Origin of the sequence: Microbacterium sp., assembly GCF_047971895.1 — a bacterium.
In the GTDB taxonomy this organism is placed as follows: domain Bacteria; phylum Actinomycetota; class Actinomycetes; order Actinomycetales; family Microbacteriaceae; genus Microbacterium.
The window spans coordinates 1-14,349 of the sequence record NZ_JBKEAF010000050.1; the positions used below are offsets into that span (position 1 = coordinate 1).

Sequence of the window (14,349 nt, forward strand, 5' to 3'; positions counted from 1 at the left end):
GGTCGCTCGAGATCGCGAAGCTGGCCGTCGCGTTCCGCGGGCGCGGGGCATCGGGGTTCGACATCGCGGGGCCCGAGGACGGGTTCCTGCCGGCACGGCACCGCGAGGCGTTCGACTACCTGGCGTCGCAGTTCTTCCCCGTGACGGTGCACGCCGGTGAGGCGGCGGGGGTCGACTCGATCCGCTCGGCGCTTCTCGACGGGCGCGCGCTGCGCCTCGGGCACGGCGTGCGCCTGGCCGAAGACCTCGAGGTGGTCACCCGATCGGGCGACGAGGTGCAGGTGCGGCTCGGCGACCTGTCGCGGTGGGTGCGCGACCGCGAGATCCCGCTCGAGCTGTCGCCGTCGTCGAACCTGCAGACCGGCGCGATCGCCGCGTGGGGCAACACGCTCGAGGACCACCCCTTCGACCTGCTGTACCAGCTCGGGTTCGCCGTGACGGTGAATGTCGACAACCGCACGATGAGCCGCACCTCGCTCACGCGCGAGCTGGCACAGCTGGTGGAGACGTTCGACTACGACCTCGACGACCTTCAGGAGTTCCAGCTCAATGCCGCCGCCGGAGCCTTCCTCCCGGTGGAGGAGCGCGTTGAGCTCATCGATGTCATCGGCGACGGATTCGACGTCTGATCCGGTGGCCCTTCGCGGCCGTCTCACCCCTCTGTCGCACGGGCGACGCCCGTGTGAGACGCCAGGTACGCCTCGAACGCCTCGGCGCTCGTGCGGGCCGGGGTGAAGCCGAACCGCGTCTTGAGCGCGTCGTTGGCGAGCACCGGGCGATACTGCAGGAACCCCACCTGTTCGGGGCCGTGCGGCGTCAGCCGCAGTGCGCGGCCGAGGCGCAGCATCCATCCGAGTAGGCGCGGCGAGACTGTGACGACGGGCTTGCGCAGGCGATCAGCGATCTGCCGCACGGTGAGCCTGCCGTCCCCGGCGATATTGTAGATGCCTGCCGGGCCGTCCGTAGCGGCGCGGGCCATCGCGGCGGCGACGTCATCGACCCAGACGAACACGAACGGCGAGTCCGAGCCGCGGATCGCGAGGATCCGCGGTCCGTCCCACAGGGCGGTGATCTGATTTTGCACGGTCGGGCCGAGGATGGTGCCGATGCGGAACACCACCTGCTCCAGCTCAGGGTGCTGCGCCCGCGCGTCGGCGAGCAGCTCCTCGACGAGGCGCTTGTGGCGTGCGTACGGGAACTCGTCGTTGCCGCGCACGGGGTCGGTCTCGCTGAGCCATTCGGGGTTGTCGGCGTGATAACCGTACGCAGCTCCGGACGACGACACGACGAGGCGGCGCACCCCGGCATCGAGGCACGCCTGCAGCACGTTGCGGGAGCCGTCGACATCGACGCGGTACTCGAGCTCGGTGTCGCGGCCCGGGCTGACGATCGCGGCCAGGTGCACCACGACGTCGATGCCGTGGGCCTGCAGCAGCGCGGCCAGTCCCACGCCGTGGGTGACGTCGCACTCGTCGTAGACGACGCCCTCGACCGGGGTGTCGGGGCGGCGCACATCCCCGGCGACGACGAGGTCGACGTCGTCGCGCGCGACGAGTGCTGCGGCCACGTGCGAACCAAGGAACCCGGCCCCGCCGGTGACCAGTACGCGGGTCATGAGGCGGCCTCGGCGCCGGTGCCCGGCCCGGCATCGGCGCCCGGCCTCCCGGCAGCAGCGTGCCGCGAGGCATCCCCCTTCGGCGATCCGGTGCGCCGCTTCGTGCGCCGCACCCACAGGCCGGCGACGATGAGGCCGGCGATGATGTCCCAGATGCCCCACCAGCCGGCGACGATGGCCATGCCGCCGAGTCCGCCGAAGAAGGCGAACACGAGCCCGAGGCCGAGCCCGGCGTTGCGGATGCCGACCTCGAAGGTCATCGCCTTGCGCTCCGGTGTGCCCAGCCCGCCGACGACGGCGGTGCCGTAGCCGATCGCGAGGGCGACGGCGTCGTGCACCGTGACGACGAGCAGGATGATGCCCAGGAATGCGATGAAGAACGCCCAGTTGCCCGCGAGCGCGGCGACGATGAAGCTGACGAGTGCGAGCAACGAGAACCACTTGACGATCGGCTGCACCCGCAACGCGAACCTCTCGAAGCGATGGCGGATGAACAGCCCCACCACGAACGGTAGCCCGATGATGAGGAAGACGTCGAGCAGCATCGAGAGCGGGTCGAGCTCGACCGCGGTCAGCTGGCCGCGGGCGGTGGGATGCATCGAGCCCCAGAATGCGACGCTCAGCGGAAGCGCGAAGATGTAGATCACGTTCGCGACCGCTGTCATCGACACCGACAGAGCGACGTTGCCGCCCGAGCGGTGCGTGAGCACCTGAGAGATGTTGCCCGGCGGGCAGCAGGCCACGAGGATCATGCCGAGGGCCATCGACGGGCTCACCGGAAGGATCAGCGTGAGTCCGAACGTCACCAGCGGCAGCACGACGAGCTGCGCGAGGATCGCGACGACGAAGGGTTTGGGCTTGCGGACGACGACCGCGAAGTCCTTGACGGTGGTGTCGAGCGCAATGCCGAACATGATGAGCCCGAGCACGACGTTGAGAAGGACGAGCATGCCCGGGTTGAAGTTGAGGATGATCTCGTCGGGGTTCATGCGCGTGAACCCTTCGAGGCCAGGCGGCGGATGCCACGGCGCGCCGGGCGGGGATCGTCGCCGCGCAGCGTGCTCGTCGCGGCGCGCACCGCGGTGCGGTAGGCGTCTTTGTTGACGTAGTACGACATGCGCTCCAGGCCCAGGTAGCGGTAGCCCCCGGTGAGGTCGGGCCACGGGTCGTCGGCGATGCGCCGACGGAACGCGGCCTGCCGGGTCGGGTCGGCGCCGAGGTAGGTGGCGATGAGCTCGGCCTGCTCATACCGGCCCTGCCAGCCGATGCCGGATGCCTCGATCATCCCCATGACGAAGAGCCCGTTAAACTCGCCGCGGCGCGGCGGGGGGAAGATGTTCAGGTACAGCGTCGGCGACCAGCCGGTCCAGTTGAGCTCCGCCCGATCGACGAAGGGATAGTCGAGCGTGTATCCGGTCGCCAGCAGCACGAGGTCGTACTCGCCCTGCGAACCGTCGCGAAAGTGCACGGTGTGGCCGTCGAAGCGGTCGATGTCGGCACGGATGCGCAGATCGCCCTGGCCGAGGTGATGCAGGATCAACGTGTTGACGATCGGGTGCGACTCGTAGATCTTGTAGTCCGGTGCGGGGAATCCGAATCGCACCGGGTCGCCGGTGAACGCTCGCAGCACGCGCGTGTCGACGAGCTGCTTCAGCCGCGCGGGCAGCGGTCGACCCTGGTTGAGCGTGTCGGACGGCTTGCCGAAGACGTAGCGCGGGACGAAGTAGTACCCGCGGCGCACGCTCATGTCGATGGATGCCGCGTGGTGAACGGCGTCGACGGCGATGTCGCAGCCGGAGTTCCCCGCACCGACGACCAACACGCGTTTGCCGGTGAGCTGTGTCGCCCGCTTGTATTCCGATGTGTGCATGATCTCGCCGGTGAACGTGCCGCGGAACTGCGGAATGCTCGGCTCGGCCAGCGTGCCGTTGGCCAGGATCACCCCTGTGTACCGCTCCTCGAGATCGTTCTCGTTGCTTCCCGAGCCTGTCGCGCTCTCCGAGCTTGTCGAGGGGCGGGTGGCGCGCAGCATCCAATCGCCGTCCGCAGTGCGCTCGATCCGGGTGACCCTCGTGTCGAAGCGAAAGCGCTCGGTCAGCCCGAAGTGGTCGGCGAAGTCGCGGAAGTAGCGGATGAGTGTGCGGTGGCTCGGGTAGTCGGCGTCGGTGTCCATCGGGAACTCGGCGAACTCGGTCGTCGTGCGCGACGAGATCAGGTGCGCCGATTCATACATCGTCGAGCGGGGGTTCTCGATGTCCCACAGCCCGCCGACGCTGCGCGAGGCTTCGTAGCCGTCGAACGCGATCCCGGCCTTCTGCAGGGCACGGGCGGCCGACAATCCCGACGGTCCAGCACCGATGATGGCGTAGCGCTTGTCGGTCACTTCCCCTGACACCCCTTCGTGTGCGGCCACCCGCGATGTTAGTCGACACTACCCGACACTCATCTCGGGGCTGAGACCTCGACGCCGCGCCGCGAACCAAGCCACCGACCTCGACACCGCACATATGAGCTCAGCTTGTGGGACGGATGCGTTCTGACGGAGCCCGGCGCGCTACTCGTCCAGTGCCGGCTCGGCGACATACGTGCTCGCGAGAAGATTGCTGCCAGTTGATGCGACTCGTGATGACTCTCGAGATCATCGTGTAGATGGCATCGAAACTGTAGTTTAAAGGCTCTCGAAACTATAGCGTAAAGACCATCGAAACTGTAGTGTAAGCTCATGCATGAGCCCGACGTGAGCGCGTTCGAGTATCGTCGTCGCATCATTGACGACGATCTTGACTCGCTGATGCCTGGGCTCGCCGCCGTGAGTATCGAAGGGCCGAAAGCTGTCGGGAAGACTGCGACGGCCCTTGCTCGCGCCCACACGGTTTACGGACTCGACGATCCAGGCCAACGTGAAACCATCCGCGCAGACCCGATCAGGCTCGCCCGAGGCAAGAGTCCCATTCTCATCGACGAATGGCAGAAGTGGGTGCCGAGTTGGGACATCGTCCGGCGCGCCGTCGACAACGACCCCACCCCGGGTCGATTTCTTCTCACCGGGTCTGCGGCGCCCGCAGGCATCGACACCCACTCGGGAGCGGGGCGCATCGTCCCCCTGCGGATGCGACCGCTGTCGCTCGTTGAGCGCGGATTCACCGCATCTGTCAGCCTTGCCGACCTGCTCGCCGGCGCACGCCCGACCGTCGAGGGTGTCACCCCGGCGACGCTCGATGACTATGTCACCGAGGTGCTCGCAGGTGGCTTCCCCGGCATGCGCGCCCTGAACGAGCGCCAGCTGCGGGCCGCGCTCGACGGATACCTCGAGCGCGTGATCGACCGGGACTTCGCGGAACAAGGGCTGGCGCTGAGGCGTCCTGACACACTGCGCGCCTGGATGCGGGCCTACGCGGCCGCGACCGCCACCACCGCCAGCTTCGAGACCATCCGTGACGCTGCGACCCCGGGGGTCGGCAACAAACCGTCGGTCAGCACGACTCTGCCGTGGCGGGACATCCTCACCCGGCTGTGGATACTCGACCCGGTGTCGGCGTGGCTCCCGTCCCACAACATGCTCAAACAACTCGCCTCGTCTGACAAGCATCACCTCGCCGACCCGGCCCTGGCCGCACGGCTGCTTCGTTACACCCCGCAGAAACTGCTCGCGGGTGATCGGGCCGACCTACAAGTCGCGCGCCAAGGGACTGCCCTCGGTGCCCTCTTCGAGAGCCTCGTCGCGCTGAACCTGCGCGTGTACGCACAGGTCGCCGAGGCAGACGTGCGCCATCTGCGCACTCACCGGGGCGAGCGCGAGGTCGACTTCATCGTCGTCGGGCCCGACGACGGTGTCGTCGCCATCGAAGTCAAGCTGTCCGCAGCGGTCGGCGACGACGACGTCAAGCACCTCGCGTGGCTCAAAGAACGCATCGGAGATCAGCTGCACGACGCCGTCATCGTGACCACCGGCGCCGAGGCGTACCGCCGTAGGGACGGTGTTGCGGTGGTCCCTGCAGCGCTGCTTGGGCCTTGAGGTGCTACCTGCGAGGCATCAGGCGTCGAGGCGCGCCTCGAGGCCCAGGCGCACGGCGGGCCACTCGGGGGGCAGCACCGAGTAGACCACGGTGTCGCGCAGGCTGCCGTCGGGGCCGATGCGATGGTTGCGCAGCACCCCGTCGAGTTTGGCGCCGAGCCGCTCGATCGCCGCGCGCGACTGGCGATTGTGCCAGTGCGTGCGAAACTCCACCGCGATCGCGTCGCAGGTCTCGAATGCGTGTGCCAGCAGCAGCAGCTTCGCGGCGGGGTTCACGACCGTGCCCTGCGCCGACAGCGACAGCCACGTGTGCCCGATCTCGACATGCCGGTTCGGCTGGTCGATGTTGCAGAACGTCGTCTCGCCCACCACCGCGCCGGTGTCGAGCGTGCGGATCACGAACGGGTTCATGTGCCCGGCATCGCGCCAGGCCAGCCGCTGCGCGATGTCTTGCGTCACGGCCCCGGGCCGCGGCACAGACGTGTACCAGGCACGCTCCAGCCCCACCGCCGCCACCGACAGGTCGGCCGCGTGCTCGGGCGAGAGCGGCTCGAGCCGCACATACTTGTTCTCTAGGGTCACCGGCTCCGTCAGCAGCATCCTCAGGTCACTTCCTCCAGCAGGGCGCGCGCGCCCTCGGCGAGCGACCTCACTCGGGATGCCGCGTCGTCCGCCGACGATCCCCGCACGTCGAGGTACAGCTTCAGCTTCGGCTCGGTGCCGCTCGGCCGCACGATCACCCGAGACCCGTCGGCCAGCCACAGCCGCAGCACGTCGCCCGAGGGCAGCGCGCCGCCCGCGGAGAGCAGGTCGTCGATGCGGCTCACCGCCACCGACCCGACCGCGGCCGGGGGAGCGGACCGCAGCGCCGCCATCATGCGCCCGATCTGGGCGACGTCGTCGACGCGCACCGAGATCTGGTCGCTCGCGAAGTGCCCGAACGCGGCGGCGAACTCGTCCAACAGCCCCGCCGCCGACACGCCGCGGCCGCGGGCCTCGCACACCATGCCGAGCATCGCGACCGCCGCCGAGATGCCGTCCTTGTCGCGCACGGTCTCGGGGTTGACCAGGTACCCGAGCGCCTCTTCGAACCCGTAGACCATGCCCGGGGCCCGCGAGATCCACTTGAATCCGGTGAGGGTCGAGTGAAAGGCGAGCCCGAAGTGCTCGGCGACGGTCTGCAGCCCCGGCGACGACACGAGCGAACAGGCGAGGGATGCCTCGGCCCGCCCGGCGGCGGCCTGCGCCGCACGCCATCCCAAGAGCAGCCCCACCTGGTTGCCGGTGAGCCGCCGCCACCCGCCGTCGACCCCCGCGTCGGGCACGGCCACGGCGAGCCGGTCGGCATCCGGATCGTGCGCGATCACCAGCTCAGCACCGACGGCACGCGCCGTCTCGAACGCGAGATCCATGGCTCCCGGCTCCTCGGGGTTCGGGAATGCCACGGTCGGGAACGCTCCATCGGGCGCGATCTGCGCGGCGACCGGCACCGGCGCGGGGTAGCCCGCGGCATCCAGCACCTTTCCGAAGGCCTCGGCACCCACCCCGTGCATCGCCGTGTACACCCAGGTGAGCCCGGCTGCCCCCGCCGGGGCGGGAGCGACTGCGGCCGTCGCCGCCGCATACGCCTCGATCACCGACTCGTCGGCGATCTCGTACGCGCTCGACCGGGGCAGCGCGCCGACGTCGCCGGCATCCGCCACCTGTTGGATCCGCTCCGCGATCCGCGCGTCGGCGGGCGGCACGATCTGCGAACCCGCGTCACCGCCGCCGAGATACACCTTGTAGCCGTTGTCGTTCGGCGGGTTGTGGCTGGCTGTGACCATGACCCCGGCGTCGGCGCCCAGGTGCCGCACCGCGAACGCCAGCACCGGCGTGGGCAGCAGTCGCGGCAGCAGCACCGCCCGCAGCCCCGCCCCGGCGAAGATCTCGGCCGAGTCCTCGGCGAACATGCGCGAGTTGCGTCGCCCGTCGTAGCCGACCACCACGGTCGGCGGGGCGTCCGGACCCTGATCCGCGAGCAGAGAGGCGGCCAGGCCCGCGGCCGCCTGCGCGACCAACACCCGGTTCATGCGGTTCGGGCCCGCCCCCAGCTCACCTCGCAGCCCGGCCGTGCCGAAGGCGAGGCGCGTGCCGAAGCGATCGTCGAGCTCGGCGTGGGCCGCGGCATCCTCTTCCGCCGCCGCGATCAGCACCGCCAACTCGGCGCGCGTCTCGGGGTCGGGGTCTTGCGCGAGCCACGCGCGCGCCGCCGCCAGAGTGCTCACAGCGCACCCAGGATGTCGGCCAGCAGCGCCGAGATGCGCGGGCCCGCCGCCCGCCCGGCCTCGACCACCTCGGCATGGCTCAGCGGAGTGGTCTGGATGCCGGCGGCCATGTTCGTGATGAGGGTCATGCCGAGCACCTCCATGCCTGCCTGGCGGGCAGCGATCGCCTCGAGCGCCGTCGACATGCCGACGATGTGCCCGCCGATCGACTTGGCCATCTGCACCTCGGCGGGCGTCTCGTACTGCGGCCCGCGGAACTGGCAGTACACACCCTCTTCGAGCGACGGGTCGATGCTGCGGGCGATGTCGCGCAGCCGCAGCGCGTACAGGTCGGTCAGGTCGACGAAGGTCGCGCCCTCGAGCGGCGAGGTGCCGGTGAGGTTGATGTGATCCGAGATGAGCACCGGCTGCCCGGCCTGCCACGTGTGCCGCACGCCCCCCGCGCCATTGGTGAGCACCATGATCTTCGCGCCCGTCGCGGCCGCCGTGCGCACGCTGTGCACCACCGCGCGCGGGCCGCGGCCCTCGTACAGGTGCGTGCGGGCGCCGATGACCAGCACGTTCTTGCCCTTGGGTGTGCGCACGCTGCGCAGCGTGCCGACATGTCCGGCGAGCGCGGGCTTCGAGAACCCGGTCACCTCGGTCGCCGGAACGGTCGCCACCGTCTCGCCGATAAGCTCGGCCGCCTCGCCCCAGCCGCTGCCGAGCGTGACGGCGATGTCGTGCCGGTCGACCCCGGTGAGGCGGGCGATGTCGGCGGCTGCGGTCACGGCGATCTCGAACGGGTCGGCGGTGGCGTCGTCGAGCGGGTTGCGAGCGGTGTCGGTCATGCCCCCACTTTAGGAAACAGATCCCCGAGTTGAAAGAATGGATGCATGGCACTCAGCTTCGAGCTCACGCAGAGCGTGGCAATCCTCGGCGGCGGTCCCGGCGGATACGAGGCGGCACTGGCCGCTGCCCAGCTAGGGGCCGAGGTGACACTGGTCGAGCGCGCCGGCGTCGGTGGCTCGGCCGTGATCACCGACGTGGTGCCCTCGAAGTCGCTGATCGCGACCGCCGACGCGGCCGTGGCGATCAGCGAGGCGGGCGACCTGGGCGTGCAGTTCTATGCGCGCGGCGACCGCGATCGGCCACTCAAGCCCGAAGTGGCGATCAACCTCGCCGCCGTCAACAAGCGACTGCTGACGCTCGCGCGCCAGCAGTCCGACGACATGCGCACGACCCTCGTCGATGCGGGCGTGCGCATCCTCACCGGCCACGGCCGTCTCGAGGGCGACAATGCGGTGGTCGTGTCCACCGAGCAGGGCGGCACCGACTTCGACCGCGTCGAGGCCGACACGCTGGTCGTCTCGGTCGGGGCATCGCCCCGCATCCTGCCCTCGGCCGTTCCCGACGGCGAGCGCATCCTCACCTGGACGCAGCTGTACGACATGAAGGGCATGCCCGAGCACCTCATCGTTGTCGGATCGGGTGTGACCGGTGCCGAGTTCGCCGGCGCCTACATGAACCTGGGCGCCCAGGTGACGCTCGTGTCGAGCCGTGAGCGCGTGCTGCCCGGTGAAGACCCCGATGCGGCCACCGTGCTCGAGAAGGTCTTCACCCGCGGCGGCATGACCGTGCTGTCGCGCTCGCGCGCCGAGAGCGTGTCGCGCGTGGGCGACGGCGTCGTCGTCACCCTCACCGACGGGCGCACCGTCGAGGGCAGCCACTGCCTGCTCGCCGTCGGGTCGGTGCCCAATACGGCCGGCATCGGGCTCGAAGAAGCCGGAGTGCAGATGGATGACTCGGGGCGCATTCGCGTCAACCGGGTCGCCCGCACCTCGGTGCCGAACATCTACGCGGCCGGTGACTGCACCACGTTCATGCCGCTCGCCTCGGTCGCATCGATGCAGGGGCGCACCGCCGTGTTCCATGCCCTGGGCGATGTGGTGATCCCGCTGGACAGCCGCCGCATCACCGCCAACATCTTCACCGCGCCCGAGATCGCCACGGTCGGCTGGCAGGAGAAGGACGTCGCCGACGGCCGCGTCGGCGGTGTCGTGCACACGCTGCCCCTGGCCGCCAACCCGCGCGCCAAGATGATGGGTGTGCGCAACGGCTTCGTCAAGATCATCGCCCTCGCCGGCAGTGGCACGGTGATCGGCGGAGTCATCGTCGCCCCCCGGGCATCCGAGCTCATCTATCCGGTCGCCATGGCCGTCGAGCGGCGTCTGACCGTCGACCAGGTCTCACGCGTGTTCGCCGTGTATCCGTCGCTGTCGGGCAGCATCACCGACGCCGTGCGCGCCATGCACCACGTGGAGCGCAGCGACGAGGATTGACCTCCTCCGGCGGCCTGTCCCGGGCCCGTGAGAGGGCAGCGACGTGCCGAGCACATGCGTGTCGACCGAGAACATGCAACGGGAGTGCGAAGCACCCTGCTGTCGGGCGAACTGCATGTTCTCGGCACAGGGAGCTGCCGGATGCTTGGGCCCCTACGTGATGGTGAGCAGTCGGTGGCCCGCCGAGACGGTGGTTCCGGGCTCGGCGTCGATGGCCCCGACCACGCCGTCCTTGTGGGCCTGGATGGGCTGCTCCATCTTCATCGCCTCGAGCACGACGACGAGATCGCCCTTGACGACCTGCTGGCCCTCCTCGACGGCGACCTTGACGATCGTGGCCTGCATCGGCGCCGTGACGGCGTCGCCCGAGGCGCCCGCCACGACGGTCATCGAGTGCGAGCGGCGCGACGGCGGCACCGCGGCGGGTCGGCCACGGTGGCCGTTGGCCGACACGATGCGGTCGGGCAGGCACACCTCGAGGCGCTTGCCGCCGACCTCGACGACGACGGTGTGGCGGGGCTCGGGCGCCGAGGGTGCTTCGAGCTCGCCGTCCCACGGTGGGATGTCATTGACGAACTCGGTCTCGATCCAGCGCGTGTAGACCCCGAAGCGGCCGTCCTCGGCGGTGAAGGCCGGGTCGCGCACCACCTTGCGGTGGAACGGCAGCACGGTCGGCAGCCCGCCGACCTCGAACTCGTCGAGCGCGCGGCGCGCCCGGGCCAGCGCCTCGTCGCGGTCGCGGCCGGTGACGATGATCTTCGCCAGCAGAGAGTCGAAGGCGCCGCTGACCTCGTCGCCGGCCGTCACCCCCGAGTCGAGGCGGATGCCGGGCCCGCCGAACGTCTTGAACACGTGGATCGGCCCGGGTGCGGGCAGGAAGCCGCGACCGGGGTCTTCGCCGTTGATGCGGAACTCGATCGAGTGCCCCTCGGGCGTCGGGTCGCCGTGCTCGAGCAGGCCGCCCTCGGCGAGCCGGAACTGCTCGCGCACCAGATCGATGCCGGTGACCTCTTCCGACACCGGGTGCTCGACCTGCAGGCGCGTGTTCACCTCGAGGAACGAGATGGTGCCGTCGGCACCGATCAGGAACTCGCAGGTGCCCGCACCGACGTAGCCGACCTCGCGGAGAATCGCCTTGGATGCCTCGTAGAGAATGCGGTTCTGCTCGTCGCTGAGGAACGGCGCGGGTGCCTCTTCCACCAGCTTCTGGTGCCGGCGCTGCAGCGAGCAGTCGCGCGTGGACACCACGACGACGTTGCCCTCGACGTCGGCCAGGCACTGCGTCTCGACATGGCGCGGCTTGTCGAGGTACTTCTCGACGAAGCACTCGCCGCGGCCGAACGCCGTGACCGCCTCACGGGTGGCCGACTCGAACAGCTCGGGGATCTCCTCGGCCGAGCGGGCGACCTTGAGCCCGCGCCCGCCGCCGCCGTACGCCGCCTTGATCGCGATGGGCAGCCCGAACTCCTCGGCGAACGCCACGACCTCGGTGGCGCCGGACACCGGCCCGGGTGTGCCGGGAGCCAGCGGCGCGCCGACCTTCTCGGCCACGTGGCGTGCGGTCACCTTGTCGCCGAGCGACTCGATGGCCTCGGGCGGCGGGCCGATCCAGACCAGCCCGGCATCGATCACGGCACGGGCGAAATCGGCGTTCTCGGCCAGGAACCCGTAGCCGGGGTGCACGGCGTCGGCGTCGGAGCGTCGGGCGACCGACAGAATCTTCTCGATCGACAGGTACGTGTCGGCGCTCGTGGAGCCCTCGAGCGAATAGGCCTCATCGGCGAGCCGCGTATGCAGGGCGTCGCGGTCCTGTTCGGCGTAGACGGCAACGGATCCGCGGCCGGAGTCCTGCGCGGCGCGGATGATGCGGACGGCGATCTCGCCGCGGTTCGCGATGAGCACCTTCTCGAACGGTCGAGATGCGGAAAACGGCATGGATGCCAGCCTACCCATGCGGAAGACCGGAGATTTGACTGCTTCCTACAAGAACCGAAGAAAAACGTGGGCGTCCTACGACAAGCGGTTCCAGAGCTGCGGCCACGCCACGCCGAGGTCGGCGACCAGGCGCCGCAGGGTCGACAGCGACATCCCCACTACTGTCGACGGGTCGCCCTCGATCCGACTGATGAACGGCCCTCCCAGGCTGTCGACCGTGAACGCGCCGGCCACATGCAGCGGTTCGCCGGTCGCAACGTAGGCGGCGATCTCAGCGTCGGTCACGTCGGCGGCGAAGGTGACGGATGCCTCGGCCACCCCGTGCGCCTCTGAGCCCTCCGCGGTTCCCGAGCCCGTCGAGGGGCAGACCCGGTACACGCTGTGCCCCGAGTGCAGCACCCCCGTGCGGCCGCGCATCGCGCGCCACCGCGCGATCGCCACCTCGGGCGTGTGCGGCTTGCCGAGGATCTTTCCGTCGAGCTCGAACATCGAGTCTCCGCCGATGACGATGCCGTCGAAGGCCGGGTCGTCGTGGGCGAGGCGCGCCGCGACATCCGCCGCTTTTCTGCGGGCGAGCAGCAGCACATGCTCGGCCGGCGTGAGCGTGCGAGCCTCGGCCGACTCGATCGCTGCGATGACGGCCTCTTCGTCGACGTCGGGTGCCAGGGTCTCGGGTTCGATGCCCGCCTGCCGCAGCAGCACGAGGCGAGCGGGGGAGGTCGAGGCGAGGCATACGCGCATGGTCCCCACCGTATCGGCGGGATGCCGCCGGCGCCGCGCGCCGCCGCTGCCACGGAACCTCGACGCTGCCCGCTGCAACAACGCAGGCTGAATCGCGGCACGGGCACTCAGAATGTGCCTCACGCACCCGTTCTGCCTGCGTTGGTGCCATGCCCGTGCTGCGAAGGTGGTCCGGCCCACCCGCCCGGTATGCGAGAGTCGAGGCGTGGCGCACGACCAGGGCAGCGGACAGACCATCGAGCTGAACATCACCGACGTCGCACACGGCGGCGTCTTCGTCGGTCGGCACGAGGGGCGGGTCGTGTTCGTGCCCGACACGCTCCCGGGCGAGCGCGTGCGGGTCACCGTGACGCAGAACGACAAGCGCTACTGGCGTGGCGAGCTGCATGAGGTGCTCGAGGCGTCGCCGCACCGGCGCCCTCACGTCTGGCCGCAGGCCGACATCCACACCCTGCCCGACCGGCGCCCCGGTGGTGCCGACTTCGGGCACATCGAGCTCGCCGAGCAGCGACGTCTCAAGCTGCACGTGCTGTGCGACGCCCTGCAGCGCTTCGGCGGGATGCCCGACGCGGCCGCGTCGATGACGGGAGCGTCGCCCGTGGTGTCCCGCGACGGGGACGTGCTCGCCGACGAGACCGCCGACGGCACCGGCTGGCGCACGCGCGTGAGCCTGCACGTCGACGCCCACGGGCGCATCGGGCCGTTCGCCACGCGCAGCCACCGCGTCGTCACCGTCGACGCGCTGCCGCTCGCCACACCCGAGATCGCCGTGGCGGCCCGCGAGCTGCGCGACCGCCCGGCCGGGCGCATCGACCTGGTGCAGCCCGCCGACGGCCGCGTGCGTGTCATCGACCGCCCCGACGCCGGTCCCCGCCACGGTGACGCGGCACGCGAGACGATCGTCGAGCGGGTGGGCGGCCGTGAGTTTCGAGTGGATGCCGGTGGCTTCTGGCAGGTGCACCGCCTCGCCGCGCACACACTCACCGAGGCGGTGAAGCGGATCATGCAGAAGAAGCACCCCGATGGGGTGATCCCGCACAGCGGAGGCGTGTTCCTCGATCCCGACGCATGGCATCTCGATCTGTACGGCGGTGTCGGCCTGTTCGCCGCGACGCTCGGCGACCTCGCGGGTCCAGCCGCCCGCATCACGACGGTCGAGTCCGATCGCCGTGCCACTGCACACGCCGAAGCGAACCTCGTCGGCTTCACCCGAGCCCGCGCCGAGACCGGTCGAGTGGACCGCTGGCTCGCACGACGGACGGCACAGGCGACGGCCTTCGAACGCGACCGCTTGCGACACGGGGTGATCGTGCTCGACCCTCCGCGCGCCGGCGCGGGCCGCGACGTCGTCGAGCAGATCGTCGCGCTGGGTCCGGCATCCATCGTCTATGTCGCGTGCGACCCGGTCGCGCTCGCCCGCGACCTCGGCGCCTTCCGGGCGCTCGGGTACCAGAC

Annotated in this window: 12 protein-coding genes; 4 read left to right on the plus strand and 8 right to left on the minus strand. The window is 70.1% G+C overall.

Translation table 11 applies throughout. From position 1 onward, the window contains the following. Window positions 1-629, plus strand: a 629-nt coding sequence (locus tag ACK5IN_RS04540) for an adenosine deaminase family protein (RefSeq protein ID WP_416895026.1), incomplete at its 5' end; no start/stop codon positions are given. 23 nt (window positions 630-652) lie between these two features. Here ACK5IN_RS04540 and ACK5IN_RS04545 read toward each other — a convergent pair. From ACK5IN_RS04545 to ACK5IN_RS04555, 3 genes are read right to left on the minus strand one after another with little or no spacing between them, the layout of a single operon-like run. Next, complete coding sequence (locus ACK5IN_RS04545) at window positions 653-1,615, minus strand: SDR family oxidoreductase (protein ID WP_416895027.1); 963 nt, start codon at window positions 1,613-1,615, stop codon at window positions 653-655. Beyond that, window positions 1,612-2,604 carry a bile acid:sodium symporter family protein gene (locus tag ACK5IN_RS04550; protein ID WP_416895028.1) on the minus strand — a complete coding sequence of 331 codons (993 nt, stop codon included), beginning with the start codon at window positions 2,602-2,604 and terminating at the stop codon, window positions 1,612-1,614. The genes ACK5IN_RS04545 and ACK5IN_RS04550 overlap by 4 nt, the downstream gene beginning before the upstream one ends. Continuing rightward, window positions 2,601-4,028 (minus strand): flavin-containing monooxygenase, encoded by a 1,428-nt coding sequence (locus ACK5IN_RS04555; RefSeq protein ID WP_416895029.1) that lies wholly within the window; start codon window positions 4,026-4,028, stop codon window positions 2,601-2,603. The genes ACK5IN_RS04550 and ACK5IN_RS04555 overlap by 4 nt, the downstream gene beginning before the upstream one ends. 309 nt (window positions 4,029-4,337) lie before the next feature. On the opposite strand from ACK5IN_RS04555, the gene ACK5IN_RS04560 reads away from it, so the two are divergent. Next, window positions 4,338-5,630, plus strand: coding sequence for an ATP-binding protein (locus ACK5IN_RS04560; protein ID WP_416895030.1), 1,293 nt, complete (start codon window positions 4,338-4,340; stop codon window positions 5,628-5,630). An 18-nt stretch (window positions 5,631-5,648) separates the two neighbouring features. On the opposite strand, the gene ACK5IN_RS04565 is transcribed toward ACK5IN_RS04560, so the two are convergent. Genes ACK5IN_RS04565 through ACK5IN_RS04575 form a run of 3 tightly spaced genes read right to left on the minus strand, consistent with a single transcriptional unit; the run spans window position 5,649 to window position 8,727 of the window. After that, window positions 5,649-6,230 carry a GNAT family N-acetyltransferase gene (locus ACK5IN_RS04565; protein WP_416895031.1) on the minus strand — a complete coding sequence of 194 codons (582 nt, stop codon included), beginning with the start codon at window positions 6,228-6,230 and terminating at the stop codon, window positions 5,649-5,651. A 2-nt stretch (window positions 6,231-6,232) separates the two neighbouring features. Continuing rightward, a complete protein-coding gene (locus ACK5IN_RS04570) occupies window positions 6,233-7,897 on the minus strand; it encodes a phospho-sugar mutase (protein WP_416895032.1) in 1,665 nt (554 codons plus the stop codon). Then, window positions 7,894-8,727 (minus strand): purine-nucleoside phosphorylase, encoded by an 834-nt coding sequence (locus ACK5IN_RS04575; RefSeq protein ID WP_416895033.1) that lies wholly within the window; start codon window positions 8,725-8,727, stop codon window positions 7,894-7,896. Before ACK5IN_RS04575 ends, ACK5IN_RS04570 begins: the two co-directional genes overlap by 4 nt. A gap of 45 nt (window positions 8,728-8,772) precedes the next feature. Between ACK5IN_RS04575 and ACK5IN_RS04580 the strand changes: the two genes are divergently transcribed. After that, window positions 8,773-10,218, plus strand: coding sequence for an NAD(P)H-quinone dehydrogenase (locus tag ACK5IN_RS04580; protein ID WP_416895034.1), 1,446 nt, complete (start codon window positions 8,773-8,775; stop codon window positions 10,216-10,218). Window positions 10,219-10,371: 153 nt separating this feature from the next. Here ACK5IN_RS04580 and ACK5IN_RS04585 read toward each other — a convergent pair whose 3' ends face one another. Next, window positions 10,372-12,153: an acetyl/propionyl/methylcrotonyl-CoA carboxylase subunit alpha gene (locus tag ACK5IN_RS04585; RefSeq protein WP_416895035.1), complete on the minus strand. Its 1,782-nt coding sequence runs from the start codon at window positions 12,151-12,153 to the stop codon at window positions 10,372-10,374. A 75-nt stretch (window positions 12,154-12,228) separates the two neighbouring features. Beyond that, the gene (locus ACK5IN_RS04590) at window positions 12,229-12,894 is read right to left on the minus strand and encodes a Maf family protein (RefSeq protein ID WP_416895036.1); all 666 of its coding nucleotides are present in this window, start codon (window positions 12,892-12,894) and stop codon (window positions 12,229-12,231) included. Window positions 12,895-13,099: 205 nt separating this feature from the next. Between ACK5IN_RS04590 and ACK5IN_RS04595 the strand changes: the two genes are divergently transcribed. Beyond that, window positions 13,100-14,349 (plus strand): class I SAM-dependent RNA methyltransferase (locus ACK5IN_RS04595; protein WP_416895037.1); only part of this gene is annotated, 1,250 nt, incomplete at its 3' end.